This is a genomic window from Streptomyces sp. NPDC056231, from assembly GCF_048270745.1.
In the GTDB taxonomy this organism is placed as follows: Bacteria; Actinomycetota; Actinomycetes; order Streptomycetales; family Streptomycetaceae; genus Streptomyces.
In genome coordinates this window covers 60594-87014 of the sequence record NZ_JBLVKW010000028.1, presented here as the reverse complement: position 1 = coordinate 87014, position 26421 = coordinate 60594, and the positions used below count along the sequence as shown (strand labels likewise).

Below are 26421 nucleotides of genomic sequence, written 5' to 3'. Positions count from 1 at the left end.
TCAGGCCCTCCTGGCCACCTGGACCGGCGCCTGCTCGATATGCGGCCAATCCGCACCGACACCAGAACCACACCACAGGACCTAACAAAGCCCTACTAGGGCCTGTTTCGAAAGTGTGTGCGGCGGTGAGTGTGCCGTAGTACTTGTGGAGGGTCTCGGAGCCATGTCTGTTCCTATCTGGAGTCGTCGATGTCTGTTCGCCGTGTCGTGCCCAACATTCAGTCAGAGGCTGCGCAGGAGAGCCGGGAGTTCTATGGCCTGCTGGGCTTCGAGGAGGTCATGAACCACGGCTGGATCATGACCCTCGCCTCAGCGTCCAGTCCGGCGGCGCAAGTCAGCTTCATGACCAGCGACGAGACTGCGCCGGTCACCCCCGACATGAGTGTCGAAGTGGATGACGTGGACGCGGCCTATGCGGCCATGCGGGACAGCGGTGCGGAGATCGTCCACCCCCTGCAGGATGAGGAGTGGGGCGTGCGGCGGTTCTTCGTCCGTGACCCCAACGGCCGCGTGGTCAACGTGCTGGGCCACCGCTGACGCCGCTTCCGCACGGCCGGGAAGATGCTGGTCACAGCCACCCGTTGATGGCTGCGACCAGCATGGTCGCTTCGCGTGCACGGGCACCTTGACGCTTCGTGTGAGTCCTGGGGTCGCTTCCTCGACGGGTATGAGCACGTCTCTTCCATCCGCGGTGACGATCACAGGTCCCTGCTCGCCCGTTCTTCCTCCCCGATGCCGCCCCGGCCGTACCCTGGCCGGGGCATCACTAAGTTTCCCCGGCATCCAAGGAACAGCGCGCGTGTCCATGCTCCGCATCCCGTTCGACCGGCTGCCCGTCGAGGTTCGCCAGGCCGTGGCCGTCAAGACGGGTTCCGTGCATCACGCGACGACCGTCACCGGGGGCATGAACTCCGGTGTCGCCTCCGTCCTGTCCACGGACAGCGGCGACGTCTTCGTGAAGGGCATCCCGGCCGACCACCCCCAGGTCAGCGCCCAACGCCGTGAGGCCGCTGTGGCCCCCCACCTGCCCCCTTCCTGCCCCGGCTCTACTGGCACCTGGAGGTCGACGGCTGGAGTCTGTTGGGGTACGAGGTGGTCGACGGCCGCCACGCCGACTACGCGCCCGGCTCCATGGACCTGCCGCTGGCCTCTCGGCCTGCCGGCCTTCGCTTCTTGGATCTTCCTTCTCCCGCCGGGGACTTCAGCCTCCCTTGCGGTCGGCCTACCAAGCAGAGGCTTGGACCCCGTCGGGGTTTCCACGTTCCGCACCAGTATGACGCGGCTGGGGTGGGCGCCCCCTCTACCCCGGGACCAGCGGTGTCTTCCCTCCGGGCTCAGTTACCCGAAGGTCGCTTGGTGCTTCCCAGCACCGGGTCCTGTGACCGCCGCCAGCACGCCATCGACGCGGTCTTAAAGTCACGAGGCATCATCGAGGGTTCACTTGCATTCGCCCGTCCAGCCTTCCCCTCACCTGTTGCCTCCCGATGGCCGGGACGCTCTTGGGCTTGAACGCTCCGCTTCACACCCCGCCGTTACCAGCGACGCATGGGAGCGCGGGGACGGACCTTCGACACTGGCCCGAAGTTCAGCCGATCGATACCTCCTTGACGTGGCTGGACTTACTTACCTGGAGCGACTTCGTGTCGCACACTGAGCGTTCCAGTTGACCGTTGCACTTGGTCAGTTGAGCGCATGAAGTCAAACGGCCTCACAGGCAGTCGCAGCCTGTGGCGTAGAGCAGCAGGAAGAGCGCCGTCATGGCGGTCAGAGTGAAGCTAACCGTGGTCACGGCGGTTAGGCCCCGACGGCGCCCCTTCCTGGCAGCGCGGAAGGTCTGCCAGGCGCCGTGGGCGAGGAACAGGCTGAGCAGCCCGGCCCCCGCGAGGGTCAAGCGGGGGCTGAAGGACCAGCTCAGGTAGGCGAGCAGAGCCAGGCAGGCGAGCAGGGCGCAGGCGAGCAGGGTGAGGATGACCTCGGCGACGGCTTCTCCAACCGTCTCGATCAGGAAGTCGCCGACGCCTTTCGCTGCCCTGCGGACCCCCACGGCGCTCCTCCATCCTCGCGTCTGATGTCCCCGAACGGGGCCTGGTATGGGGGACCCGCGCCAGGCCGGAATGGTTGCCGAGGTGCTCAGGAATGGCCGACTTCGGCGCACAGTCACAGTCACACCTTGACGAAGGACATAGAGGCACCCCCCCCGGTGGATGGGTGCCCCAGTCTGAACCGAGACTCTCGGTCAGCTTGGCGGCTGGTGCGAGCTCGTAAAGCACTGGAGCGGATACCCGCAGGTCAGGGCTTACTTCGCCTTCGCGGTTTCCGTGGTGCTCCCGTGGGAGCACGAGGCCGGGTTGAAACGGCTTGAGACGGGCCAGGACGGGCAAGGACGGGTTGAAGTGATGAGAGTTTGCGCAGGCCAGAGGAAATGCGCAGGTCAGGGCGCTGTGCGGGGGCTCCGGCCGTTCTCGCGTATCTGCACCCTGACCTGTGGCAACGGTCGGATCTTGGCTGGTTCAGATGGCGTAGTGGGAGCACCGTGGGAGCACGAGCCGCTAAGAGCCTCCGCCAGTGGGTAGTGGCAGGAAGAACGTTGAGCACGTTACGCCTCGGCGGTCTGGTTCGGATCACGCACCAGCCCCAGCCGCTCCCGCACTCACCCGTCCGCCACGCGCTGCTTCGTGCTGGGGTTAGTGTCCGGTTTCTCGTGTTGCGAGTTGCCGCTCGGCGTCGCGGATGGCACGGGCGGCGTTGATGAGTCCGATGTGGCTGAAGGCTTGGGGGAAGTTGCCGAGGGCTTCTCCCGTGGTGGAGTCGGTCTCCTCGGCCAGCAGGCCGACATCGTTGGCGTGCGCGACGGCGGTTTGGAACACGTGCCGTGCGCGGGTGGTGTGGCCGGTCACGGCGAGGGCGTGGGCGAGCCAGAAGGTGCACAGCAGGAAGGTTCCCTCCTCTTCCTCGATCTCGTCGCCGCGGTAGCGGCGGACCAGGCCGCCCGGGTCGGTGAGGTGAGTGGCGATCGCCAGCACGGTGGACTGGACGCGGGGGTCGTGCGGGGGCAGGAAGCCGACGATGGGGAGCATGAGTGACGAGGCGTCCAGGTCGTCGCTTTCGAATGCCTGAGTGAAGGCGCTCAGCCGGGGGTTCCATCCTCGCTGTTCGATGACTTGGCGGATCCGGTCACGCTCGCTCCGCCAGTGGGCTACGTGTTCGTCGGCCCGAAGGACGGCGGCCATGGCGATCGCGCGGTCCAGAGCTACCCAGCACATCAGTTTCGAGTGCAGGAAGTGTCTGCTCGGCCCGCGTCTCTCCCAGATGCCCTGGTCGGGTTCGGCCCAGCGGCTTGCGGCCGTCTCGGCCGCTTGGACCAAGAAGGCCCGGGTGGGCGGGTCGAGGCTCCCGCCGGGCGGGAGGGTCTGGTGGGCCGCGTCGAGCAGTTCGCCGTAGACGTCGAGTTGGCGTTGGTGCCATGCGTCGTTGCCCGTGCGCACGGGGGTGCTGTTGCGCCAGCCGGACAGGTGAGGCAGGACCCGTTCGCTCAGGTCGCGTTCGCCGCCGATGCCGTACATGATCTGCAGGTCCACGCCCCGGTGGAGCTGGGTTGCCGCCGCCCGGGCGAGGAAGTCGAAGAACTTGTCCTTCTCCTTCTCGCAGGCTGCGGTGGCCAGTGCCTGCAGGGTGAAGCTGGCGTCGCGGACCCAGGTGTAGCGGTAGTCCCAGTTACGTGTCCCGCCCACGCGTTCAGGCAGGGAGGTGGTGGCCGCGGCGACGATGGCTCCCGTAGGAGCGAAGGTCAGGGCGCGCAGCACACGTCCGCTGTGGCCCACCTCGTCCTGCCAGGGCCCGACGTAGCCGCGGTGGAGCCGGGACCACGAACGCCAGCCCTCGGCGGTGTCGTTGAGACGTCGGCGGATGCGTCGCGGACGCCAGGGCGCGGGCTCGCTTCCCCAGGCCGGCCCGATGTGCAGGGCGAATCCGAGGCGGTCCGGTGCCCGCAGCGTGATCCGGCCGTGCGCGGTGGAACCGCTCACCGCAAGGTCGACGGGGCTTGACAGCAGCAGTACGTGGGCGCCCCCGTAGGCGGCGAGCCCGCCGCGGACGGTGGACAGGAGCGGGTGGACGAGACCGAACTCCGGGCGCGGCGCATAGGTAATCTCGACGGGCACCTCTCCTTCGGTGCAGGTGATCTGACGTAGGAGGATTCCGGGGGAGGCGGTGCCGAGTGCGTGTCCGCGTTCGCGCCGTCCCAGGGCGAGCGCGTCGCGCAGGACGGCTGTTCCTCCGGTTGTGCGGAAGGTCGTCTCCAGTACAAGGGTCTGCTCGACGTAGCGGCGGCTGACGTCGGCGGGTCCGGCGGGGCGGATGGACCAGTGGCCGGCGTTCTCGTCGAGGAGGCGGGCGAAGATCGCCGGGCTGTCGAAGCGGGGAAGGCACAGCCAGTCCACTGAACCGTCGGAGGTGACCAGGGCGGCCGAGCGGCAGTCGGACAGCAGGGCGTGGTCACCGATCGGCCGCGTGCTCACCGGGCACGGCCCATCCCATCCCGGCCTGGCGACGCGGCCGGGCCTGGACGACCCGGGTAGTCGCTCTCTGTACAGACCGTTCCGGGAACCGGTGGGTCGTCCATCACAGCCTCCCTGCGCGTCGGGTTCACCTCACTCAAGCAGTACGGTCCGCAGAGCGCACGTCCCGCCGCCGGCGGTTGCCCTGACAGGGGGCGCGGCGCAGCCCTGCCAACCCACCCGCTCGGCTCGTCACCGCCACGCGGCTGGTGTCCTTGTCACGGCATCGCTCTCCCCGGGCGGGCGCGCACGCCCGGGGATGAGCCCGGGCGGCCGAGGGCGAGGAAGGTCCGGGGGCCGCTCTTCCACTGGTCGGTGACGCTGAGGCCGAGGTCGTCGGTGATGCGTCGGAGCGCTGGCGCCCCCAGCCGCGCCCAGGGGAACGGAGGGCCGCGGTGGCCGTGGGTGTCTTCGAACCAGGCGGTGCAGCGTTCCTCGAAGTCGTTGTTGTCGACCTCGACGAGCAGGACACCCGTCGGGGAGATGAGGTGGGTGCAGCGGCGTACCAGGGTGTGCGGGTCGCCGCCGATGCCGATGTTCCCGTCGGCGAGCAGGAGGGTCTGCCAGTCTCCCTCGCCGGGAAGCGGGTCGAAGACCGAACGGCACTGTGCGGTCCTGTCGAGGGCGATGGTCCGGGCGACCGCGTGGGGTGCGACGTCGATGCCGAGGGCGAAGACGCCTTGGCGCAGGAGTGCCCTGCACAGTCGGCCCGGTCCGCAGCCGATGTCGAGCACGGGGCCGACACAGCGTTCCAGCAGGGTCTGGTCAGCCCTGGTGGGCTGCGCGCACGAGCGGTGCACCGGCAGCCGGGTCCGGCGCCTGTCCGTCAACCGCAGATAGACCGGCGCGCGACCGGTTTGCAGGGCCAGGGCGTAGGGGTCCTCGTATCCGGGGGGCGGCTGGTTCTCCTCGGTCGTCACGGCTTGGCGTCGTGGCCGGGTGAGGGCCGTTCCTCGTCGGCGCGGGCGGCTCGCCGGATGCGGCCCAGTTCGACGGCGAAGGCCAGCGCGGACGCGCCGAACAGCACACCGGTGATCGCCAGCCACCGGCCGAGGTAGACGCCCTCGGGCAACCGGGCGGCGCCTTGGTACGGGATCGCCAGATCGAGGATGAGGGGGAACCACACGAGCAGCAGCACACCGGAAAGGAACGTGGGTACGCGCAGGTAGTTGATCCACGGCACCTGCGGTAGACGAGCAGGGCGGTGCCGCAGTACGGAGTGGGCCGTCAGGTCGGCGAGCGAGTACAGCGGCAGCAGGATCAGGTCGTGGAGGAGCGCCGCTCCCACGAACCAGATCGCCACATCGAGCGGCCGGACAGCGAACAGGCGCACGAAGGCGTAGCCGGTGAGGGCGAAAGAGCAGATCAGGACGAGAAGGTGCAGGGGCCCGGAGCCGTACCAGCGGTTGAATCGTGCCATGGTCACGTCCTGAAGGTGAGCCGGTGCACCCACTTGGTGTTGTTCACACCCGGGTTGGCCGGGACGATGACGCGGGCCGGGTAGCCGTGGTCGAGGGAGAGGTCCGCCCCGTTGACACGCAGCGCGAGCAGGGCTCGGGTGTCGTGGATCTGGTTGCCCCGCAGCACCACCTTGGTGAACGGGCCGCGGGGCTGGATGGATTCGACCAGGACGCTTCCGGCGTCGGGCATGCCGGCCAGGGCGGCGAGGTCGGCCAGCCGCAGGCCGCTCCAAAGCTGGTCGTCGGTGGACCATCCCTCCACGCAGGCGATCGGCAGTGCGGCGGCGTGCTGGGACATCGTCAGAAGCTGCTCGCGGGTGAAGACCCGTGCCGGTCCGTGGCCGTGGACCTCCAGCCGCCAGGTGGGGCCAACGACTGCGGGGGTGACACCGACGGCCGCCGCCGTCTTGTTGATCTGGAAGCTTTTCGGGCCGTTGCCCGGGGCACGGTTGTGCGGTGCGAGGAGCGCGATGCCGCGCAGCCGCCCGCCGATGCTCTGTCCGGCGGTCACGACGAGGAGGAGCAGCGATCCCGCCCCCACCATGCCCACCGCGCCGCGGCGGGTCATCGTCGCGGGGGCGGGGGCGGCCGCCACCAGACCGTCGGGGTCGGGTGGTTCGGGCAGGGTGTGGGCCAGGTCGGTGCGCAGTTCGGCACTCAGGCTGCGAGAGCGCAGGGCACGTGTCATCCGGCCGAGTTTGAGGCATACGTGGACGACGAAGGCGGCGATGAACACCCAGGCGCCATAGAAGTGCAGACGATAGAACGAGCCAGGGAAGACGTAGTAGAGCTGGATGTTGAGGATGCCGGTGACGAACTCGAAGATGACCCCGCCGACCAGCATCAGCAGAGACAGCCGCTCCAGCCCGTGGGCGACGGAGCGCACCGGCAGCCACTCGAACAGCTTCGGGATCACCGACCACAACTTGGCCAGCAGCACCGGCACAAGGACCACACCCAGCGTGACATGCACGCCCTGAGTCAGCCGGTACAGCCAGTAGGGGTGCGTGGGCCAGGAGAAGAGGTAGAAACCCAGCACGCCCTTGCCGGGGGTCTGGTCGTTGAGGGGGCTCAGTCCCGGGTTGTATGAGGCGTAGGACAGCAGTCCGGTCACGAACAACAGGGGGATGCCGATCAGCAGCATCAGGCCGAACACCGACGTCAGCCAGGGACCGCGGATGGGGCTGCGCCAGAACTCGGGGCGGAACGGCCCCGGCGGCGCGGGCGTCTGTCTGATCCGCCGCGCGATGGCCCGGCCATGAGCGACGGCCGTTGCGGCACGGGCTGCCGCAGCGGCGCCGATCCGCCCCATACGCCGCCGCCGCGCGTGCGCCTCGTCCGGCTCCGGGCGCTCTGGTCCCCCGGAGAAGCCGGAAGACGGCCGTCTGCCACTGTCCATCAGCCGTCTCCTACGCTCAGGGCCCAGTCTCCCAAGGGGAGCGATCAGCCGCAGAGGTGCTTCCCATGCAGATCCGATGGAACAACTACAAAATGTCACTGCCGCAGTCAATTACACGCGCCTATCGTGATCACGTCCCACGCTCACACTCGTGTGGCCGCACCCCACCAGCCGAACGGTGCAACCTGCGGGCCGCTGAGCTGGAGGAGGCTGCCGCCGGCGTCACCCCCGACTGACGGCGGGTGGACTGCCAGCGGGGCACCCGCCATCAACGTCTGCTCTTCCATCTGACCTACGAAGCCAGGCAGGCCGGGAGCGAGGTCTACACGCGGGTGGAGACGGACCTGGTCGTGGAGGTGCTGGCCGGGTCCGGCCGGTACGGGACTCTCACCGTGACCCGGATGCGGTGACCTACGGAATGTCCCGCTGCCAGTCGCACAGGCCGGGCGCACCGGGCCTGGGTTCGTACTCGGCGCGACCGCCCGGATTGTAGGCGCCGGTTTCTGTGATCAGCGTGGCCCCGGTTTCGCGTTCTTCGTCCGTACAGCCAGTCACGTCCAGGAGTAGCCCGTCGAGGGGGCCGTCGACCAGCTCGATCGTGGGTGCGGTCATGGCGGTCTCCGAAGGTGCCGGGCTGTTTCAGGATTGCGTCGGGCCTGGTGGTGAGCCTCGAAGGGTGGCCAGGCGCCGCCGGTATTCCTCTTCGTCGATCTCGCCGCGGGCGTACCGCTCGCCGAGGATCTGCTCAGCGCTGGGCCCATGGCCGGGGGCGCCGGGCGAGGGCGGGGTGCCCCAGCCGGGGTGTCCGCTGCCGCGTGGGCCAGGGCGCTGAGAGAAGGCGCGGAAGATCAGGACAGCGACGACGATGATCACTATCCAGAAGAGGAGGTGGCCGACCACCATCCACGGCCACATCCACCCGCCGTTCCAGTACATCATCACCGTTCACTTCCCCAGGTCGGCGGTCACTCAGGCGGGCGCCCGCAGGTGACCTCCCTTCATGCTCCCTCCCGAGGGCGGAGGCCGACGAGGTCCGGACGGCCCCTGCGGGGGGCCGGTGGGCCCGTCTTCCGGACCGGGGCACGCTGGGAAGGTGAAGATGGGCGGCGCTGGCCGCTGCCGGGTTCGCCTGCGCGGGACTCGTCGGGCAACTGCACCGTGCCGGGTATCTGGCGCCGAAGCCGGTCCCCGTGCCGGGATGAGGCGACGCGCCGGGGCTGGGCCACGAGGGCGCGGCCCCGGTACCTCAGCCGACCGCGGGCGCGGGGATGTCGCGCAGCCCCAGCCGTAGGTGCTCGACGTGGTAGGGGGCCTGCTCGAGGAGTTCGGCGACGTGGTTGTCGTAGAGCGCGTAGATGACTGACCGGCCCTGACGCTCACCCGTGACCAGGCCGAGGTTGCGCAGCAGGCGCAGCTGGTGGGGACAGGCGGACTGTTCCATGCCCACGGCGTCGGCCAGTTCGGTGGCTGCGCACGGGCCCTCCTGCAGGCGGGCCAGGATCCTCAGCCGCGAAGGTGTGGCCAGGGCCTGGAGGGTGGCGGCCACGTCGGCGGCACCAACCGATTCCAGGCGTTCGCGTGCGGTGGCGGTGGTGTTGGCGTCAGCTCCGTGGCCCATGCCCGTCACCCTACGGACATGAACACATGAATGTGTCTTCATGTGGTCATGTGCGGTGGAGAGGTGGCACGGGCTTGTCCCGGGTTGCCGCCATCTCGTCATGCCGTCGTAAAGGACCCTCGTCTCCCATGCCCTCCACCCTGACCGCGCCCTCAACAGACCGGGCCGCGGCCCGGCGCGAAGGCGGTGCACCCCGCCGCCGCACCCGGGTCTTCGCCCTGCCCGAGGCGCGCTGGGCCGCTGCGGCCACCATCCTTTTCCTGATCGCGCCGACCCGCGATCGAGGGCCTACTGCGACAAGAAGATCAGCCAGGGCAAGCACCACACCCAAGCACTCCTCTGCCTCGCCCGCCGACGAGCAGACGTCCTCTTCGCGATGCTCCGCGACGGCACCTTCTACGAACCCCAACCTGCCCCATCACCTTGACCAAACCCATAGGGGCACCCCCCGGGGGTGTGATGCGCCGTGGTGCTCCTCGACGGCGCCCGGGTCCGCAGACGCGCTGGGGATGAGGGCCGGCCGACCTGTTCTGGCGAACACAAGCCTCACGCTCGCCGACGGGCACGGGAACCTGATCCGGATCTCGGCCGCCAGACCCGGGCGCTCCATCGAGATCGCCACAGCCCGCCGCAACAAGATCACCGCCCACCTCCGCGAAGCCGGCCTCGGCGCCTGCGCGGGCCTCGCCTTCGTCGGCCTGGACGACGACCCCGACGGCCCGGTCATGCTTCCTTGATCGCGCCCACACCCATGCCAGTAGCCTGTGGAGTAGCAATCTCTGCTCGCTGCGAGGCCCCCCATGACGACGCCCAGTGCACGAGAGCCGCTCCTTGGTACTCCATTCAGCCTGGCGACCATGGCCACCGCCGTGCTGGATCAGCGGGGCATCGTCATCGGCTGGAACACCGCGGCCGAGAAGCTCTATGGGCACACCGCCGACGACGCCCTTGGAAAGCCGGCCCGCAAGTTCTTCGTCCCCATTGACGGACGCCCGCTCTTCGACCCGGACTCCCCAGCCGAGTCCTGGGGCGAGACACGGACGATGCGGGGACGCGGCGGCAGCCTCGTACGCACGGTGCTGTACGTATTGCAGCTGGGACCCAAGGGGGCCAACGCCGCCTGGGCCATCATCTCCATCGCCGCCGACCAGATGGAGCGATGGGCCACCGACCAGGCCATACTGGCCGGGCTGTTCACCCAGGCACCGATCGCACTGACCGTGTACGGCCCGGACAGCCGCGTGAACTGGGTCAACAACGCCTTGGAGGGCCAGACCGGGCTCGCTCTCCACGAATGGGCTGGCCGGTATATCCAGGACATCTTGCCGGAAGGCGAGATCATCTCCCCGGAGCTGCGGGGCCGCCGGCTCGAATCGGTGATCGAGCAGGTCTTCCGCACTGGCGAGCCCGTCGTCGACCTGCACTACCGAAGCCCCACACCTGCCGGCCCCACCCATCAAAGAGTCTGGTCCTGCTCTTACTTCCGTCTGCAGGACGCCGAAGGCCACTGCCTGGGCGTCTGTGAATCGGCGTTCACCATTACCGAGCGCTACGAGACCCAGCGGCGCCTGACTCTGCTGAGTCGCTCCAGCAGCATCGGAGGAACGCTGGACGTGACCCGGACATCCGAAGAACTCGTCGCTGTCGTCGTCCCCGACTTCGCGGACGCAGCATGGGTCGACCTGGCGGAGCCCGTGCTCACTGGCGAGGAGCCCGCCCCCTGGCACGCCTCACAGCAACTGCGCCGGGTCACCCAAGGGAACACCCCAGGCCAGGCAGCGGCAACACCCCCGCTCGTGAACCTCCCCGCCGGCGACCAGCAACTCGTCCTGCCCCTCAAGGCCGGAGGTGCAACGCTCGGCCTGGTCACCCTGCTGCGCAGTCCCCCCAGGGCCCCCTTCAACGACGCCGACCGCGCCCTGGCCGAGGAACTGGTCGCCCACACCGCTGTGTGCCTCGACAATGCACGGCGCTACGCCCACGAGCACGCAACCGCCCTGTTGCTGCAACACAGTCTGCTCCCGCAGGAGCCGCCAGAGCCGACCGCCGTGGAAACCGCCCACTACTACGCCCCCACCGCAGGTCCCACAGGCGTCGGCGGCGACTGGTACGACGTGATCCCTCTGTCCGGCGCCCGCGTCGGGCTCGCCGTGGGAGACGTGGTGGGTCACGGACTGCACGCCGCGGTGACGATGGGGCGGCTGCGGACCACCGTACGAGCCCTGGCCGCTCTCGACCTCGCACCCGACGAGCTCCTCACCCGCCTCGACGACCTGGTCGGGCAGGCAGGCATGGGAACCCAATCAGCCGGAGAGAGCAGTGCGGACCAGGCAGTGTGCGCCAGATGCCTGTACGCCGTGTACGACCCCGTCTCAAGACGATGCAGTGTGGCCAGCGCCGGCCATCTGCCCCCCGTCCTTGCCGCACCCGACGAGCCCGCCATACCACTCGACATCCCGGTCGGCCCCCCGCTGGGCATTGGCGGCCTGCCGTTCGAATGCGCAGAGTTCGACATCGCCGAGAACAGCATGCTTGCCCTGTTCACCGACGGACTGGTGGTGGACACACAACACGATTTCGACGCCGGAGTGGCTGGCTTGTGCCGGATCCTGTCCCGGTACCCGGAGCTCTCCCCGGCCGATGTGCGAGACCGGATCGTCGAGTCCAAGATCCCGGCTGACGCGCAGGACGACGTCGCGCTCCTTCTGGTCCGGGTCCATTCCCTGGCCGACGACAACATGGCAAGCTGGCGGGTCGACCCGGACCCGGCCCAAGTGGCCAGAGCGCGCGCGTCCGCAATGGTCCAGCTGGCCCGCTGGGACCTCAGCGCCGTGAGCTTCGTCGTCGAACTGATCGTCAGCGAGCTTGTCACCAACGCGATCCGGTACGGTAGTCCGCCGGTGCATCTGCGACTCCTGCGCGACCAGGACCGCGCGCTGATCTGCGAGGTATCGGACGGCAGCCACACCTCCCCGCACCTTCAACGTGCACGCCTGGACGAGGAGGGCGGCCGCGGGCTGTTCCTGGTTGCCCAGCTCACTGACCAGTGGGGAACCCGCTATACGCGCGAGGGAAAGACGATCTGGACCGAGGTTCCGATCCGCCTGGGCGACGTCGTCGGCGGCGACGCACTCAGCGCCTGAATGACAGCGGCCGAGCGGTCATCGGCATGCGCCCGGCAACGCTCTTGGCCACCGCCCATGCCTGCACGCCCTTCGCATGGTTGGCCGCCGGTCGGCCGCCCGGAGACCTTCTTGCCGGGCTTCCGGCCAGCGTCGGCCGTAGGGGTCGGTGGCCTTGACGTCGGCGCCGTTGTCTCCGGCGCCGCCGACCTGGACGGCATCCGTGCAGCCGTCGCGGTACCTCAGGTCGCGTATGGCGTGCTCGAAGTCACGGTGGTGTAGTTGGTCGAGGCGCGTCATCGGGTAGCGCAAGGTGCGGGCGCTCGTCGCCTTCCTGCGCAGGCTGTACGACCTGGACCGGCTGGAAAGCTTCGACCCGAGGTTCGCGTCACTCCTACCGGTGCAACCCGCCCAGCTACGGCGGACCGAGCCTCAGCCGGTGAACCGATGGCGTCCAGGCCCGGCATTCCCGAAGCTACGAAGGCGTGCTGGACGGTGAGTGGTGTGGCGTCGTCCCAGGCGTCGACCGCGTGTGGGCGAGCGTCAGCAGGCGGGTAGCGGCTGCTCGGCCCAGATGGTCTTGCCGTGGTGGGTGTAGCGGCTTCCCCAGCGCTGCGAGAGTTGGGCGACGAGGAATAGCCCGCGGCCCCCTTCGTCGGTCACCAGGGCCCTGCGCAGCCGAGGCTGGGTCTGGCTCGGGTCGGAGACCTCGCAGATCAGCGCCTGGTCCCTGATCAGCCGCAGGCCCACTGGGCCGCCCGCGTAGCGGATGGAGTTGGTCACCAGCTCGCTCACAAGCAGCTCGGTGGTGAACACGAGCTCCTCCAGCTGCCAGGCGGTCAGCTGGATAGTGACCGCGTCCCGGGCCCGGCCCACCGCCTCCGGGGTCGCCGGGAACTCCCAGGCGGCAGTGGAGCCCGCCGGCAGTGTGTGCAGCCGGGCGATCAGCAGGGTCACCTCGTACTCGGGTGCCTGAGGCAGCAGGTGCCGCAGCACAGCGTGTCCGATCCGCGCCGGCGACCGGTCCTCCCGTGCGGCGGCCTGCACCTGGTCGCGAAACTGCCGCAGCCGCTCCTCGGTGCCCTCCTCGCGGTGGGCCAGCAGCGTGTCGGTGTAGAAGGCGCACAGCGTCCCTGGCTCCATCGCCTGCTCCACCGACTCGAACGGTAGGCCTCCCACCCCCAGTGACGGTCCCGCCTTGACCTGCGCGAAGCAGGCCGGCTGCCCAGGGGCGGACAGCACCGGCGGCGGGTGGCCGGCGCTGGCGATCGTGCACAGTCCGGTGATCGGGTCGTACACCGCGTACACGCACGTCGAGCCGAGGACACTGCCCGGCCTGCGCCCCGCAGGCGGGACCGGCGCCGCCCGCTCCGCCTGCGAGAGCCGGGTGACCAGGTCGTCGAGGTGAGTCAGCAGCTCTTCGGGGGGCAGGTCCATGTCGGACAGGGTCTGCACCGCGGTGCGCAGCCGTCCCATGGCAGCTGCCGCCTCCACGCCGTGCCCCACCACGTCGCCCACCACGAAGGCCACCCGGCACGAGGACAGCGGGATCACGTCGAACCACGTCCCGCCGATTCCCGTCGCGGTGCCGGCCGGCACGTAGGTCCCGGCCGCTTCCGCCGCGCTGACCTGGGTATCCGCCTGGGGCAGCAGGCTGCGCTGCAGGATCTCAGCGGTGCGGCGCTCGCGGGTGTAGCGCCTGGCGTTGTCCAGGCTGATCCCGGCCCTGGCGCCGACCTGGGTGCCCAGCGCCGCGTCGTCCCGGTCGAAACGCGCCCGGGCGCCGCAGCGCAACAGCACCGCTGCGCCCAGCAGCTGCTCGCGGGCCCGCAGTGGCATCATCAGCAGCGACGTCGCCGCGTCGGGCAGCACCTGGCGACGTCTCTCGGCGTCGTCGGCCAGCGCGGCCCGCAGCTCGGACAGATCTGAGACGGCTACCGCGCGGCGGCGGTAGACGGGCTCGCGCTCCGGATCCCGGACCCGCACCAAGGCCCCGACCGGCAGCAGCTCGGCCGGCCACGCACCGGCCACGGCGACCCGCCGCAGCGGCGCCCCGAGCCAGAACTCCCCGGGCTCCTCACCCAGCAGCGCCGCCTCCGCCAAGTCGATCGCCGCCAGGTCCGCGTACTCGGGCACCAGCACTCCAGCCAGCCCCTCGGCGGTAGCGACGATGTCCAGCGAACCCAGCAGCAGCTTCTCGGCCCCGTCGACCAGAGCCTGCCGGCGTTGCTCCTGGTGGCGTTCGGTGACGTCGCTGAAGAGGACCGCGACGCCGGTACAGCGACCATCGCCATCTTCCAGCCGCAGCGCCGACAGGGAGATGACGCGCTCCTGCTCGGGCGCCTTGCGGTAGCGCGCCCGGAGCACCCGGTCGGTCGCCGGCACCCCGGTCTGCGCGACCCGCCGCAACTCCTCCTCGATGGCCTCGGCGTCCTCTGGCACCAGCACCTCATCCAGGGCCGCCCCCGACGGTCCGGCCCCAGCGTCGGCAGGCAGGCCGACGGCCACCGGAGGGTGGTTGCTCCGCACGATCCGCAGATCCGGATCGTGCAGCACCAGCCCGATCGCAGTCTGCCCGAACAGCGCACGCACCAGCGCCTGGTCCTGCTCCCGGCCCGCGGCCACTGCCTCCGGCACCGCCCACACCAGGAACTGGGCCCCCAGATCGCCGCCCAGCGGCAGCAACTCCAGCCGCACTTTCACCGCCGGGCCGCCACTGCGGCGAAGCATCGCCCGACCGTCGCGCGGGACCACCCCCCTGTCCGACCCGGCGGCGAGGAAGTCGGCGAACGGCCTGCCGATCAGATCCGCGCCCCGCGCGCCAAGCAGCTCCCCGACGCCGGGCGTGCACGCCAGCACCGTCCCGTAGCTGTCCAGCATCAGCACCGCTCCGTCACCCGCCAGCCGCCCGGCGACATCGGACACAGGGTTCGTACTCGTACGCCTCACCCCCTGCACGGTGGTGGCCTCCTTTCATTGAACCCGTCCGTGCCTGTCACCGGCATCCCGAAAACGGAGTGCAATGAGCAGAGTCCGAGAGCGCCATCAGCCCCCGCGGGCGCATGCGCAGGATCGCGGCCTGCCCTGCGTCCCAGGCTTGCCCCTGAGGACTGCGGTCGGTGCAGCCACGTCAGTGGCCCTCACCGTGGACATGGCCCGCCGCCCGGCTTCACCGGGCGTGTGGGGTTCGGAAAGTCGTCGCTGCAGGTCAAGCCGCATAGCGGTAGGTACTCGTTAATGGCGCCGCCGAGGATGCGGGTGCGCAGGAGTCTGCGGACTTCGAGGTCGTGCACGGTGATGGGCTGCTGGTCGGCGCCCGGAGGTAGTTGGTTGCGTGCTCGTGCTCGTTGTAGTGCCGCTCGTAGGCGGCCAGGACGTGCCGGGCGTGTGGAATCCGTGCAGACGGTGGTGCCCTGCGCCATGGCGCGGGAGCAGGCGTCTAGGCGGCGGCCCATGTGCGGGGCGAGCAGGGTGTCCCACTGGTCGGGGGTGGCGAGCTGCCATGCGGTGAGTTCCTCGGGGTGTCGGCGTACTCGTGAAAGTGCAGAGGTAAGTACGCGGGAACGCGCAGAGCCTTGGCCGGCCTGCTATGCACGGGCCGAATGACAGGACGCTATTGGTATTGAGCGTCGATAGCGTCGGCTGGCATGGTCGTGCGCATGGAGTCACAGATGCTCAGCTCAGATGACTATGCGTCGATCCATGAGGCGGGGAGGGCGCTCGCTGGCCGCTATGGCGGCGTCGCCACGATCAACGCCATGTTGGAGAGGTGGACATCGTTCGTCGAGGACGTCGAGGATGGCTTCGATGCCCAGGGTGCATTTGAGTACGACCACGATCTGCGATGCCGGGACTGGCTGGCCGAAGCATGGCCGATGCTGACCGAAGCCGTGCGCTCACCTCGCGATGGCGAGTTGCAGAATCTGGACGCGCGTTACCTATGGGCCACGGTCGCTCTTGAAGGAGTCAACGCCGAACGTGCGGAACCCGGAGGCGGACGCTGGTGGCACTCCCGAAGGCCCAGACTCGTCGAGGGTATGGAGGGCGCGGGGCTGCCTGCTGAGATCGCTGGGATCACGGGACAACGGAGGCGGCCGTTCCCGAGGCTTCGAGATGTTGAGTAACGAAGTCGAGAGAACGGCCGTTGCCCATGAGTCTGCCCGTTGATGTGCCCGGAAGCGAGGCGTTGGGCCTGTTGTCCCGCTCTCGGGTCGAGTGACGCCCAGAGGGAGCCGGCGGCCGCTCAGTTCCGCCATGGTCGTCCGGCTGGTGATGATGGTCGCACAGCGCACGCCGCTTGGCAGGAGGTCACTCACCTGCTGGGCGCTGGCGGCGTTGTCCAGGACGACGAGCATCTGCTGCCCTGCCAGCAGGGTGCGGTAGAGACTGACGCGGCCGGTCAGCTCTGCGGGCACAGAACCGCCGGGGATGCCGAGCGCGCGGAGGAAGGTGCCAAGGACCGTGAAGGCTCGGCCGACTCGTCACCGAAGCCCCGCAGATCCGCGTGGAGCTGACCGTCCGGGAAGCGAACAGATGCCCCGCATGTAAGGGCAAAGCCAGTCTTGCCCACTCCGGCGGGTCCGGTGACCAACAGCGTCACCGGACCGGGCCGTTCCTCGCCCAGGAGCCGACGAGCCTCGTCCACCTCGTCCTCCCGGCCGACGAAGAGTAGCCGTTCTGCCGGGAGGAGCCGGGGTACAGGCTGGCGTGCCATCGGCGGGTTCACCATCGTGCCGCTCTTGCCGACCGGTTTCGTGGTGGCGGGCGGTGTAGCGGCGCGGGGCGCGGCCAGCTCCGGGGCGGTCGACGCCGACCCGGCCGTCTGGACCGCGGATGTGCCCGCCGTCCTCGCCGCTCTGGGTCGGCCGGGCTGCGGGGTTGTGACCGCCCAAGGTCTGGACTCGCCCCTCTTCCGCCTGCACCCTTCCCTTCATGACGAACACAAGGAGACAACGCCCCCATATACGGCGCTGGTTAGCCCTCGCCATCAGCGTGGCGCTCATCGCGCTCGGCCTGGCCGCCGGCCCGGCGGCGGCTGCCACCGCGTCCGCGGCGACCGGGGGAGACCACGACCTCTCCCTCACCTGGCAGGGCAAGGACCGGACCTTCAAACTCCACACACCGTCGGGCTACACCCCGGGCAAGAAGCTCCCCCTCGTCGTGGTGATGCACTGGGCCCCGGGCACCGCGGAGGGCATTGAGGCCTACACAGGCTTCAGCAAGCGCGCGGACAGCCACAACTTCCTGGTGGCCTACCCGCAGGGCCTCGACGGCGGATACAACGCCCTGGTCTGCTGCGGCAGCGAGGACGACGTCGGCTTCATCACCGCGATGGTGGGCCGCCTGGTCGACGGCTGGGACGCCAACCCCTCCCGGGTCTACGCCACGGGCTTCTCGAACGGCGCGGACATGTCGTTCCGCCTGGCCGTGGAACGCTCCGGCGTCTTCGCCGCCGTCGCCCCGGTCAGCGGCGGCTACACGGGCCCGCTCACGGAGGACCCGGGGTATGTGCCGTCCAGGCCGGTCCCGGTCATCACGATTGTCGGCTCCAAGGATCTGTGGAGCCCCTACTTCCAGGCCGGCATCGCGACGTGGCGGGAACGGTTGGGCTGTGTGACCACCGACCGGGTGAACAAGCCGGGCGAATACACGGCCATCATGTCGAGGTGCGCGGACGGAAGTCGGGTGCACAGCTACGTCATCGAGGGCATGGGCCATGAATGGCCGGACGATGCCGACTACGCACTCAACGCGACTGACGTGGTGTGGAAGTTCCTGAAGAAGTACAAGCGACACTGAACGCAGAAATGCCTCAACCCCTGGCCCACGTCCGGGGGTTGAGGCTAATGATTGTTCGGCGGCGTCAGGTCCCCCTGCAGTACCATCGGCGCTGTGAGGCTTGGCTTCCGGGTTCGGAATGTAACCGGGCGTTTCCCTCACGCTATAACCATCGAAACGCTATGAAACTGACAGCCGGAAAGCTGTTCGTGGTTTCAGAACCAACACAGTGGACGCGAGCAACTGAGGACAAGCCACGAGGTCTTTGCGGACCCTCCACAGTAGGTCCGCCCCGGTCGCCGCGGCCTGGCACCACAGGTCCACGCCGTAGAAGCCGCGGTCGGCCAGCAGCAGCATCCCCTGCCACAGGGACCCCAGAACCGCTCGGGCGAGAGTCTGCTCTCCGGTGCGAGGAGCTGCGAGCGCGGCGTCGAAGATGACGTGGGTGCCGCACTCCACTGACCAAACGTATGGCGGGGTGACGGGTGCACTGCTTCGGCAGGCAGGGCATGGGGCCGGGTTGACGCTGACGCACAGCATGGCGTGGCTGAACAGCGCGTACGTGCCGGGGCGGCTCTTCTTTCCTGGTTCGGTTTGGTTGACACCTCCGAAGGTGTGGGTACGGGCGCCGGCCTGGTCGGCCCTGGCCGCCTCATTCGGCCAGGGCGCGGCGCAGGGCGGCGGTGAGTTCGGCGAGCTGCCGCTGGGACACGTCGGCGGACATGACCGCCAGTGAGCCGTGGAAGGTGCCGGGCCACTGGTGCAGCTCGACCGGGATACCCGCCTGGAGCAGGCGGAGTGCGTAGGCGATGCCTTCGTCGCGGAGCGGGTCGAACTCGGCGGTGGAGATGTAGGCCGGGGGAAAGGCCGGACAGGTCGTCGGCCCTGGCCGGGGCGGCGTACGGTGTGGCGGGCCGGGCGCCCAGGTAGTGCCGCCATGCCGCGCTGATCATGTCGCGATCGTGCGAGGGCGTGTCGGTGAAGTTCCGCTGCGACCAGGTCTCCTGGCGGTCGTCGAGCACGGGCTCGTTGAGCAGTTGGAAGCGGACCGGCGGCCCCTGCTCGTCACGCGCCCGCAACGTCACTGCGGCGGCGATCCCGGCGCCGGCGCTGTGTCCTCCGACGGCGACCCGGTTCGGGTCAATGCCGAGCTCGGCCGCGTGTTCGGCGGTCCAGGACAGTACGGCGTAGGTGTCGTCGAGGGCGGCTGGGAACCGGTGCTTGGGGGATCGGCGGTAGCGCACCGAGATCACCGCCGTGTCGGCGGCGGCCGCGATTCGGGCGGCGAAGTGGTGATCGGTGTCCAGGTTCCCCATGATCCAGCCCCGCCGTGCAGCCAGACGAGGGCGCTCCGCGCCCCATGCGGGTGGTAGATGCGCACCGGCACGTCGGGATCGGCGGACACGGTGTGGTCGTCGACCTGCATCGCGGATGTGTCCGGCGCCGGGGCCGCCGCGGCGCGTGCGGCGTAGTTCTCGCGGGCGGTGACCGGGTCGCTCAGGTCGGTCTTCGGGATCAACGGCGGGAATGGTTCGAGTTCGGGATCCACGAGGCCATCCTGGCCGTCGATGTCCAGGGGGTCATCCGCCAACTGTCGGGCATCGAACCCGGGTTACCCACCGAACGGCGCATCGGCCAGCGCCTGTCCTTGCGCCACTTGGAGGCTCTCGCCGAACGGCTGTCGCATCTGGACGCGCATACACATGGCGCGCTCCGCGTCATCGCGTTCTACGACACCTTGATGCGCCGACGGGTGGATCTCCCGGCGCTCGCCCGGGCCTCCGCGGGCCTGGCCGGGTGCGTGGCCGGCATCTGGCTCCACGGAACGGGGCGGGTGATGCGCGTCTCGCCCGAGGGCCGGGAGGTGTCCCTTCCCGCGCAATCCGCGTCCGCCACAGCGGCGATCACGCTCGACGAGGAGGAGATCGGCACGGTGTGGCTGGAACGCCTCGGCCCGCCGAACGCGCTCGACGACGTTCTCCTGGACCGGTTCGCCCTCGCTGCTGCCGCGATCACCGAACGGTACGGCCCGGCCCGCACCACCATGGCCGACCCCGCCCTCGTCGAGCTGGTGATCAGCTCCGACGGCGACGAGGCGGCCCGAGCCCGGGCGCTACGGCTCCTGGGGTTTGCCGACGACCTGCCGGTCCGCGTCGTTGTTGTACACGGGCAGCTGCCACTCGACCAGGTCGGCGCCCTGGTCTGCCCGGCCCGCACGGTCAAGGCCGCGCGGATCGCCGACGTGGGCGTCATCCTGGCGACCACCATGGACCAGGCCCGGTTTCCGGCAGGCGTACGTGCGGGCATCGGTAGCGTCGGGCGTCCTGACCGGTCCTGGCGGCAAGCCCGCACCGCTCTTCGCTTTACCACCCCACGCCGCCCGGTGGTTTCCTACGCCGAACTGGGGGCCTTGGCGCTGCTCGCGCAGGTGCCCCAGGACAGCATGCGCGACAACGCCGACGTGGCCGTACTCGCCCGCATAGCCGACAACCCTCAGGATGTGGAGACGCTGGACGCCGACTGCGCCACCGGCTTCCTGCGCCGGTCCGCCGATCTCCTTCACCTGCACCACAGCAGCGTTGCCCGCCGGCTCGAACGGATCGGCAAGACCCTGGGGATCGAACTCACCGAGCCCACTGGCTTGGTACGGGCCGAGCTCGCCCTCACTGCATGGCGGCTACTCAACGACTGAGGAAGACGTGCAACACCATGGGGCCGATGAACGCTTCTCACAAACGTCCCTTTGCGCGAGCAAGATTAAGAGTGCCCGGCAAATGGATCACTTGAGGCGTCGGGTGGTGGGGCGGCCGTCCCAGCGGTAGCGGCTTGTTGAGCGTCGGATGAGCATGCGAAGCGTGACGAAAGTGGCGGCGAGGTAGAGGTAGAAATCCACGACCTCGCCGCTTCTCTCGGTGCAGCGCCGGAGCTTGCCGTAGTCGTTCATCCACGAGTGGGTGCGCTCGACCACCCAGCGCTTGCCGGCTTGGATCGGGGCGGGCACTCCCTTGCGTGCAATCTCGGCTGTGTAACCCAACTCGGCTATCAGTAAACGGGACTTGGCGCTGTCGTAGCCGCGGTCGAGGTTGACGTTCACCGTCTCCGGCATCGCGCCGACCTGCGCCCGCGTTGCGTCCAGGGTGGGGCCGAGCAGGGGTGAATCGTGCCGGTTGGCCCCGTCGGAGGCGATCCCGAGCGGGACACCGCAGGCATCGGACGCGACGGAGCGTTTCAGTCCCTGCTTGCCCCGGTCCACCGGCGATCGCCCGGCCTTGTCGCCGCCGGACGGAGCCTTGGTCATGCAGCCATCCACCGAGATCTCGCTCAGCCCGAGGCCGATCATGCGGTCGTAGGCCTCGAGTGCGAGGGCATGGACCTTCTCGGAGATTCCGAGTTCAGCCCACTGTTTGACGCGACGCGGGATGGTCCGGTCGGAGCAACCGGCGCCAGCGATGCGCTCGTAGCCGGAGCCGTGGACCAGAGCCAGCACGATGTACTCGAAGACGGTCCTGTCTGGAACCCGTCGCCGGTGACAACCCAGTGGATGGCTCTCGGCGTACCCGCTTCGCACGGGCAGCAGAGCGGCGAATTGGTCCCACAGGGGTTCCAAAAGGCATGATGGGACCGCAGGCACGAGCCCTCCGAGTGATCACTGAGCGTCAAGAACTCCATGATCACGCAAGGCTCGTGCCTGCCTTGCGTTCGGGGCCGTCTGGGCAGTCCCGCCCACCATTTGCCGGTCGGTCTTACTACGAGCAGACGAGTTGGATCAACCTGGCCGGCCCGGTCGGTCTGCCCTCCCTCGTCATCCCCACGGGCCAGACCGCCGACGGCCTCCCGATGTCCGTCCAGTTCATCGGCACGTACCTGTCGGACCGGACGCTCATCGCGGTGGCGCAACTCCTCGCCCGGGTCCTTCCCGCGGCGCCCAAGGCTCAGGCCCTCACGGCCTGATCAGCGGTTGTCCCGCCTGACACGGGGGTGCGGGCGGGACGACCGCACAACAGGGAGGGCCCCAGGATCGCACCTGGGGCCCTCCCCATTTGCCGTTGTCCGCCTGGCTCCGCAGCGGCTCAGCGGACGAAGGAGGCAGTTCGCCGTCTTGCAACGGGAATTGGCAGTGCAACACTCGGAGTGCGGATCCAGCAGGGTACTTCCGGCCGGATCCAAGCCTCATTCACCTGCCACCCGATAGGGAAGACCGTGAACAGTCGGGACCGCATCCCGTACTTCCGCTGGCAGCGCCACTTACCGCGCCTCATACAGGACCGGACCGCAGGCCTAATCATGGCCTGGGCGGCGGCCATCGCCCTCTTGTTCAGCGTCGGCGGCGGTGTCGCTGAGCTGTCCGGCTCATCATCAGATCCGTGCCAGCGGGCCCGCGACATCGCCGACGACGCCCGCCCCGCTGATGGAAAGGTGGACTCCGGCATTGAGCGCGAGCAGGTCGCTGAATCGGCAGGCGACTGGCTCGACGCCGCGACCGAATGCCTAGAGCGAGGCGGCGACCCGGGCCCCGGGGTATAGCCACCAACACAGCAGCCTCCGCCGACACGCCGGGCGGTCAGCAGCGGTCAGGGGGCGAGGGCCTACCGCGCGATCACGCCCCGCCGGTACCGCTTGCACTCGTGGTCGATGTCCGTCTCACCCCAGCTGCTCCGATGCCGACGAGCCTGGACGACCTTGAGCCGCAGTTTCACTGAATCCGCTCTGTGGCCTGCTCGGCCTCCCAGTCGGACGCGCCTACGTCTCAGCGAACCTGCCTCGTTCGGGACGAAAAGTCATTGGCTTCCCGTTCCATCTGGTGAGGAGACTCCCGACGTGACGCTTCACGGGACACCTTCCCCGCCTTCGTTGCCGAATGCCGAGCACGTCTTCAGGCAATCCTCGCCGACGCCGCTACGCGTTGAGTGGCCTCCCCGGCCCACGAGGAATGGCAATACGGGGCAGGTTCAATGACACGCGGCAAAACGCCGCACGGAATGGAGCACCTTCGCCGACACGCTTTCCACCCGGGCAGCACCGGAGGGGTCCGTCCGTCTCGGGCGGGCCCCTCTGCCGCTGCCCGTGGGTATGGCGCCGGGCTTGTCGGTGGCGGCCGCCATGATGGGGGCGTGGACTACAGCCTTGTGATCGCCGCCGCCCAGGCCGCCGGCCCCTGCCCGCTCGGTGAGGAAGCCGCCTGGGGCCGCCGGGTACACACCCTCACCGTCGACCTGCACATGATTGCCAAGCAGGCCGCGCAGGACGTCGACCGCCTGGAGAGCGCCAAGACGTTCGTCGCGTTCCTGGAGAAGGTCGAGATCGAGGGGACCAGTCGCCGCGGCCTGCTCACGCTTCGGCCGCCGTCCGGCGACGCCGAGAACATCCGCGCCGAGCAGGAAGAGACCGACCGCGGCCGCCAGATGATCGACCGGGCCCGCTCCCTCGTCGGCCGGTGGGTACTCGTCTACCGGTACAACGAGGAGAAGGCCGGCAACCGCCAGCACAACGTGCGCATGCTCGCGCACCTCGTCGACCTGGGCGACGGCGCGATCTCCGTGAACGTGGCGAAGAAGGTCCTCCTCGACGAAGCTGGCGGTGTCGTGGCCCGCGCTCAGGGAGCGTGGGAGAGCGCAGGCCTCCCGGGCGCAGGCACGGTGACGGTGGCCCAACTGGAGAAGGCGCGCGCAGAGCTGCGGAGCTGAGCCGTACCTGCAGCGTGGCCACCGGGCCGGTGTCGCGACCCGGCGAACCTCCGGAACTTTGATAGAACGGAGGTTCGAAAGGAAGCACTATGACCACACCTGCACCAGCCCAGCGCAAGGCCTCTGCCGTCCTGGACTGCCCGCCCGCGCACGTCGGCCGGTGCGCGCTGACGTGTTAACTGCCCCTCTGCTCGTTGGGTGAGCAGGTCGGATCCCCCACAAACCGACGTCCTGCGTGGCGAGGCGGGGCTTCGCGGCCGAAGCTCAGTATCTGCTCAAGGACGGGTTGCGAGGACGTACGCCGTGGAAGGCTTCCATCCCTGACGGCCGTACCAGGAGGGGGCTATGGCCGAGCCGGACAACCTTGCCCGCCTCATAGCCGCCGGCAGCGCCATCGCCACGGCTCTCAACATGAGCCTTTCCTACGCGACTTATAAGAGGAAACGACCATCGCTGTCTATCTCCTGCTCGTACGGGACGTCCGACGAACAGTGGAGTGACCGTCCAACCACGGTCAGGCCCGGTGTATGGGTGGACTTGAAGAATCGCGGGGAGACCCCCGTCGCGATCGACAGCGTTGGGCTTGAGTTCCAGTGGGATAAACAACCCGCCACTTGGCGAGACCGTCTCAGAAGGCAGCACCCCGACTATGTGCGCTGGATGATCACTGCGGTGACCCCACGGCCTGAAGACGGCGATTTTCCCTACACGTTGAATGCTTTTGACGACAAGCGGGGGTTCCCGCTCTTCGTGCCAGGGTGCGTCAAAGACACGACGAGGATCGGACCGGACGCGAGGGGACGACTCCAGATCGCACTGTCCGGAGGCCGCCGCATCTACACGCCCTGGTCGCCCCTGTATCCCAAATACGTCTGTGCCTGCCCCTCCTGTTGGACCGGCGACGAACAACTGACGTTCGACGACCTCGAATGAAGTGCAGGGAAGTCACCAGCCGTGTCATCGCTACGGCTTCGGCGGCAACCCCCTGTGCAGCACCTGCCGGGAGACCGTCGAGGCGGCCCGACCGAAGAAGAAGCTGATCCGGTAGCGACGGGCGAACCGACGTACTAGTCGTCCGTCATCTCACGCATCTCCTGCAGGTATTCGTCCTGCAGATCTCTGAAGGCATCGAGCGCGTCGGGGTACCCGGCCTGCAGGAGCAGGGCGCGCTGGTGTACCCGGTTGACGTGTTCGTAGAAGTTGATGTTCGTCTGGGTCTCGCGGGCCGGCCTGCTGTCCGCCCCCTTGCCGATCACGGAGTAGCGGAAGTTCTCGCCGGTCTCGTCCTGCGCATCGAGCCACTTGAGCGCCTCGAACGACTCTGCGTCGATCCGGTTGTTGGGTGGGTCGAGGTCGGGAATCAGGCCGAGATACCGGTTGAGGCGTTCGGCGAGCTTCCTGATGCTGTGGCTGTCGTCACGGAGCTTCTCGTCGACCTTGTCGTAGCTCAAGTTCTCGCCGCGCGTGTCGTACGCTCCGCGGCGGATGATGCCTGCGGCGAACCGGATCAGCCACTTCAGGCAGAGCTCCACGCTGTGCCGGTAGTTGTAGAGCGGCCTTGGGGCACTTCGGTACAGCGGTTAACGCTAAGCCGATGATCTTGGGCGGTTAGCTAGTGGCTCGTCACGCAGCCTTGGCCGGGTAATCGATCTGCTGTGCGTCGGCCAGACTGTCTCCAAGGTCTGATCTTGGAGGTGGTCGTGGGGCGTCGACCGAGTGTGTTCGTCCGGCCGGTGAGCATGGAGGAGGGCCGAAAGCTGCAGCGGATCAGCCGGACCGCGAAGGACCCGGTGAAACTGCGCCGGGCGATCGTGGTGCTGATGTCCGCCCAGGGCCAGACGGTCAAGGACATCACCGCGCTGATGCAGGTCAGCCAGGACTACGTCCGCGATGTCATCCACGCCTTCAACGAGCAGGGGCTGGACGCGCTGGACCCAAAATGGAGCGGGGGACGCCCCAAGACGATCAGTGACACGGTGCGCGAGAGCATCTGCCTGATCGCCCGGACGTCCCCCGCCGACTGGAAGATCACCGCGTTCTCCACCTGGAACCTGAGCAAGCTCGCCGAGCACCTCGTCAAGCAGAAGGTGGTGGCGGCCATCAGCCGGGAGACCCTGCGCCGGATCCTGCGCGAGGGCAAGATCTCCTGGAAGACCACCACCACCTGGAAGGCGTCCACCGACCCGGAGTTCATCGCCACGATGCACCGCGTCCTGGCGCTGGACGACACCCCACCCGCCGACGGACGGGTGATATGCGTCGACGAGTTCGGGCCACTGAACCTGATGCCCCGCAAGGGCAAGGCGTGGGGCCGGGTGAGGCGTCCGTGCAGGCTGCGGGCCACCTACAACCGCTACGGCGGCGTGAGGCAGATGCTTGCCGCCCTCGATCTGACCACCGGCAAGCTGTACTACCGCATCCGCCCACGCAAGCGGTGGCGGGAGTTCCTCGACCCCCTCAAGGCACTGCGCGCCCACTGGCCCGGTCAGAAGCTGTATGTGGTGCTGGACAACTTCTCCCCGCACAAGCACGCCAAGGTCCGCACCTGGGCGGCCGACCACCAGGTCGAGCTGGTTTTCCTGCCGACCTACGGCTCCTGGCTGAACTGGATCGAGGCCGAGTTCGCGGCCCTGCGCTACTTCGCCCTCAACGGCACCGATCACCGCAGCCACGACGAGCAGAACGCCGCCATCGCCGCCTACGTCCGCTGGCGCAATACCCGAGCGGAGCCCAAGACGAACTTCGCACCCGACTCACCGATCCCGTCATGGACCGATTACCCGGCCAAGGCTGCGTGACGAGCC

26 protein-coding genes, 1 rRNA gene and 3 pseudogenes are annotated in these 26421 nt (G+C 68.7%); 14 read left to right on the top strand and 16 right to left on the bottom strand.

Annotated elements, in window-relative coordinates; genetic code table 11:
• The first annotated feature begins 189 nt into the window (after nucleotides 1-189).
• Nucleotides 190-537 (top strand): VOC family protein, encoded by a 348-nt coding sequence (locus tag ACNPQM_RS22175; protein WP_418085433.1) that lies wholly within the window; start codon nucleotides 190-192, stop codon nucleotides 535-537.
• Nucleotides 538-1708: 1171 nt separating this feature from the next.
• Here ACNPQM_RS22175 and ACNPQM_RS22170 read toward each other — a convergent pair.
• The 5 genes from ACNPQM_RS22170 to ACNPQM_RS22150 all read right to left on the bottom strand — a co-directional run bounded on the left by ACNPQM_RS22170 (nucleotide 1709) and on the right by ACNPQM_RS22150 (nucleotide 7415).
• The gene (locus ACNPQM_RS22170; RefSeq protein WP_418085432.1) at nucleotides 1709-2044 is read right to left on the bottom strand and encodes a lysine transporter LysE; all 336 of its coding nucleotides are present in this window, start codon (nucleotides 2042-2044) and stop codon (nucleotides 1709-1711) included.
• A 640-nt stretch (nucleotides 2045-2684) separates the two neighbouring features.
• Nucleotides 2685-4517: a glycoside hydrolase family 15 protein gene (locus tag ACNPQM_RS22165; protein WP_418085431.1), complete on the bottom strand. Its 1833-nt coding sequence runs from the start codon at nucleotides 4515-4517 to the stop codon at nucleotides 2685-2687.
• 257 nt (nucleotides 4518-4774) lie between these two features.
• A complete protein-coding gene (locus ACNPQM_RS22160) occupies nucleotides 4775-5476 on the bottom strand; it encodes a class I SAM-dependent methyltransferase (RefSeq protein WP_418085430.1) in 702 nt (233 codons plus the stop codon).
• The gene (locus ACNPQM_RS22155) at nucleotides 5473-5976 is read right to left on the bottom strand and encodes a hypothetical protein (protein WP_358863087.1); all 504 of its coding nucleotides are present in this window, start codon (nucleotides 5974-5976) and stop codon (nucleotides 5473-5475) included. Before ACNPQM_RS22155 ends, ACNPQM_RS22160 begins: the two co-directional genes overlap by 4 nt.
• A gap of 2 nt (nucleotides 5977-5978) precedes the next feature.
• Nucleotides 5979-7415 (bottom strand): molybdopterin-dependent oxidoreductase, encoded by a 1437-nt coding sequence (locus ACNPQM_RS22150; RefSeq protein ID WP_418085429.1) that lies wholly within the window; start codon nucleotides 7413-7415, stop codon nucleotides 5979-5981.
• Between the two features lie 242 nt (nucleotides 7416-7657).
• Between ACNPQM_RS22150 and ACNPQM_RS22145 the strand changes: the two genes are divergently transcribed.
• The gene (locus ACNPQM_RS22145) at nucleotides 7658-7825 is read left to right on the top strand and encodes a hypothetical protein (RefSeq protein WP_358863085.1); all 168 of its coding nucleotides are present in this window, start codon (nucleotides 7658-7660) and stop codon (nucleotides 7823-7825) included.
• A 1-nt stretch (nucleotide 7826) separates the two neighbouring features.
• Here the strand turns inward: ACNPQM_RS22145 and ACNPQM_RS22140 are convergent, their stop codons facing one another.
• From ACNPQM_RS22140 to ACNPQM_RS22130, 3 genes are all read right to left on the bottom strand, one after another.
• Nucleotides 7827-8027 carry a hypothetical protein gene (locus tag ACNPQM_RS22140; RefSeq protein ID WP_418085428.1) on the bottom strand — a complete coding sequence of 67 codons (201 nt, stop codon included), beginning with the start codon at nucleotides 8025-8027 and terminating at the stop codon, nucleotides 7827-7829.
• A 27-nt stretch (nucleotides 8028-8054) separates the two neighbouring features.
• On the bottom strand, nucleotides 8055-8354 hold the full coding sequence (locus ACNPQM_RS22135; RefSeq protein ID WP_358863092.1) for an SHOCT domain-containing protein: 300 nt from the start codon (nucleotides 8352-8354) through the stop codon (nucleotides 8055-8057).
• Between the two features lie 307 nt (nucleotides 8355-8661).
• On the bottom strand, nucleotides 8662-9033 hold the full coding sequence (locus tag ACNPQM_RS22130; protein ID WP_418085427.1) for an ArsR/SmtB family transcription factor: 372 nt from the start codon (nucleotides 9031-9033) through the stop codon (nucleotides 8662-8664).
• Between the two features lie 271 nt (nucleotides 9034-9304).
• On the opposite strand from ACNPQM_RS22130, the pseudogene ACNPQM_RS22125 reads away from it, so the two are divergent.
• From ACNPQM_RS22125 to ACNPQM_RS22115, 3 genes and pseudogenes are all read left to right on the top strand, one after another.
• Nucleotides 9305-9460 (top strand): annotated as a pseudogene (locus tag ACNPQM_RS22125) (IS110 family transposase); the annotation flags it as partial.
• An 82-nt stretch (nucleotides 9461-9542) separates the two neighbouring features.
• Nucleotides 9543-9770, top strand: a complete 228-nt coding sequence (locus ACNPQM_RS22120) for a hypothetical protein (protein ID WP_418085426.1) — start codon at nucleotides 9543-9545, stop codon at nucleotides 9768-9770.
• Nucleotides 9771-9833: 63 nt separating this feature from the next.
• Nucleotides 9834-12176 (top strand): SpoIIE family protein phosphatase, encoded by a 2343-nt coding sequence (locus tag ACNPQM_RS22115; RefSeq protein ID WP_418085425.1) that lies wholly within the window; start codon nucleotides 9834-9836, stop codon nucleotides 12174-12176.
• 126 nt (nucleotides 12177-12302) lie between these two features.
• Here the strand turns inward: ACNPQM_RS22115 and ACNPQM_RS22110 are convergent.
• Together ACNPQM_RS22110 and ACNPQM_RS22105 are read right to left on the bottom strand one after the other, a co-directional pair.
• Nucleotides 12303-12473: pseudogene (locus ACNPQM_RS22110) on the bottom strand (restriction endonuclease); the annotation flags it as partial.
• A 225-nt stretch (nucleotides 12474-12698) separates the two neighbouring features.
• The gene (locus ACNPQM_RS22105; RefSeq protein WP_418085424.1) at nucleotides 12699-15113 is read right to left on the bottom strand and encodes a SpoIIE family protein phosphatase; all 2415 of its coding nucleotides are present in this window, start codon (nucleotides 15111-15113) and stop codon (nucleotides 12699-12701) included.
• Nucleotides 15114-15814: 701 nt separating this feature from the next.
• On the opposite strand from ACNPQM_RS22105, the gene ACNPQM_RS22100 reads away from it, so the two are divergent.
• Nucleotides 15815-16279 (top strand): hypothetical protein, encoded by a 465-nt coding sequence (locus ACNPQM_RS22100; RefSeq protein WP_418085423.1) that lies wholly within the window; start codon nucleotides 15815-15817, stop codon nucleotides 16277-16279.
• Between the two features lie 808 nt (nucleotides 16280-17087).
• The gene (locus ACNPQM_RS22095) at nucleotides 17088-17954 is read left to right on the top strand and encodes an alpha/beta hydrolase family esterase (protein WP_418085422.1); all 867 of its coding nucleotides are present in this window, start codon (nucleotides 17088-17090) and stop codon (nucleotides 17952-17954) included.
• A gap of 53 nt (nucleotides 17955-18007) precedes the next feature.
• Here ACNPQM_RS22095 and rrf read toward each other — a convergent pair.
• A 5S ribosomal RNA gene (gene rrf, locus ACNPQM_RS22090) occupies nucleotides 18008-18110 on the bottom strand.
• Nucleotides 18111-18471: 361 nt separating this feature from the next.
• On the opposite strand from rrf, the gene ACNPQM_RS22085 reads away from it, so the two are divergent.
• The gene (locus tag ACNPQM_RS22085; RefSeq protein WP_418085438.1) at nucleotides 18472-18669 is read left to right on the top strand and encodes a hypothetical protein; all 198 of its coding nucleotides are present in this window, start codon (nucleotides 18472-18474) and stop codon (nucleotides 18667-18669) included.
• Here the strand turns inward: ACNPQM_RS22085 and ACNPQM_RS22080 are convergent.
• The 3 genes and pseudogenes from ACNPQM_RS22080 to ACNPQM_RS22070 form a co-directional block, all read right to left on the bottom strand.
• Nucleotides 18586-18783 carry an alpha/beta hydrolase gene (locus tag ACNPQM_RS22080; protein ID WP_418085437.1) on the bottom strand — a complete coding sequence of 66 codons (198 nt, stop codon included), beginning with the start codon at nucleotides 18781-18783 and terminating at the stop codon, nucleotides 18586-18588. The genes ACNPQM_RS22085 and ACNPQM_RS22080 overlap by 84 nt on opposite strands.
• Before the next feature lie 85 nt (nucleotides 18784-18868).
• Nucleotides 18869-19249: pseudogene (locus ACNPQM_RS22075) on the bottom strand (alpha/beta hydrolase fold domain-containing protein); the annotation flags it as partial.
• Nucleotides 19183-19524 (bottom strand): hypothetical protein, encoded by a 342-nt coding sequence (locus ACNPQM_RS22070; protein ID WP_418085421.1) that lies wholly within the window; start codon nucleotides 19522-19524, stop codon nucleotides 19183-19185. The pseudogene ACNPQM_RS22075 and the gene ACNPQM_RS22070, both read right to left, overlap by 67 nt.
• Before the next feature lie 57 nt (nucleotides 19525-19581).
• On the opposite strand from ACNPQM_RS22070, the gene ACNPQM_RS22065 reads away from it, so the two are divergent.
• Entirely contained in the window at nucleotides 19582-20625 is a 1044-nt protein-coding gene (locus ACNPQM_RS22065; RefSeq protein ID WP_418085420.1) for a helix-turn-helix domain-containing protein, read from the top strand.
• 87 nt (nucleotides 20626-20712) lie between these two features.
• On the opposite strand, the gene ACNPQM_RS22060 is transcribed toward ACNPQM_RS22065, so the two are convergent.
• Nucleotides 20713-21564, bottom strand: coding sequence for an IS5 family transposase (locus tag ACNPQM_RS22060; RefSeq protein ID WP_418085419.1), 852 nt, complete (start codon nucleotides 21562-21564; stop codon nucleotides 20713-20715).
• 53 nt (nucleotides 21565-21617) lie between these two features.
• Here ACNPQM_RS22060 and ACNPQM_RS22055 point away from each other — a divergent pair, with 53 nt between their 5' ends.
• From ACNPQM_RS22055 to ACNPQM_RS22040, 4 genes are all read left to right on the top strand, one after another.
• Nucleotides 21618-21884, top strand: coding sequence for an amidase family protein (locus ACNPQM_RS22055; protein ID WP_418085418.1), 267 nt, complete (start codon nucleotides 21618-21620; stop codon nucleotides 21882-21884).
• 249 nt (nucleotides 21885-22133) lie between these two features.
• Complete coding sequence (locus ACNPQM_RS22050; protein WP_418085417.1) at nucleotides 22134-22457, top strand: hypothetical protein; 324 nt, start codon at nucleotides 22134-22136, stop codon at nucleotides 22455-22457.
• Between the two features lie 587 nt (nucleotides 22458-23044).
• The gene (locus tag ACNPQM_RS22045) at nucleotides 23045-23617 is read left to right on the top strand and encodes a hypothetical protein (RefSeq protein ID WP_418085416.1); all 573 of its coding nucleotides are present in this window, start codon (nucleotides 23045-23047) and stop codon (nucleotides 23615-23617) included.
• 345 nt (nucleotides 23618-23962) lie between these two features.
• Nucleotides 23963-24550, top strand: a complete 588-nt coding sequence (locus tag ACNPQM_RS22040) for a hypothetical protein (protein ID WP_418085415.1) — start codon at nucleotides 23963-23965, stop codon at nucleotides 24548-24550.
• A 134-nt stretch (nucleotides 24551-24684) separates the two neighbouring features.
• On the opposite strand, the gene ACNPQM_RS22035 is transcribed toward ACNPQM_RS22040, so the two are convergent.
• Nucleotides 24685-25149 (bottom strand): hypothetical protein, encoded by a 465-nt coding sequence (locus ACNPQM_RS22035; protein ID WP_418085414.1) that lies wholly within the window; start codon nucleotides 25147-25149, stop codon nucleotides 24685-24687.
• Nucleotides 25150-25317: 168 nt separating this feature from the next.
• Here ACNPQM_RS22035 and ACNPQM_RS22030 point away from each other — a divergent pair, with 168 nt between their 5' ends.
• Nucleotides 25318-26415, top strand: coding sequence for an IS630 family transposase (locus ACNPQM_RS22030; RefSeq protein WP_418085413.1), 1098 nt, complete (start codon nucleotides 25318-25320; stop codon nucleotides 26413-26415).
• Nucleotides 26416-26421: the final 6 nt, after the last annotated feature.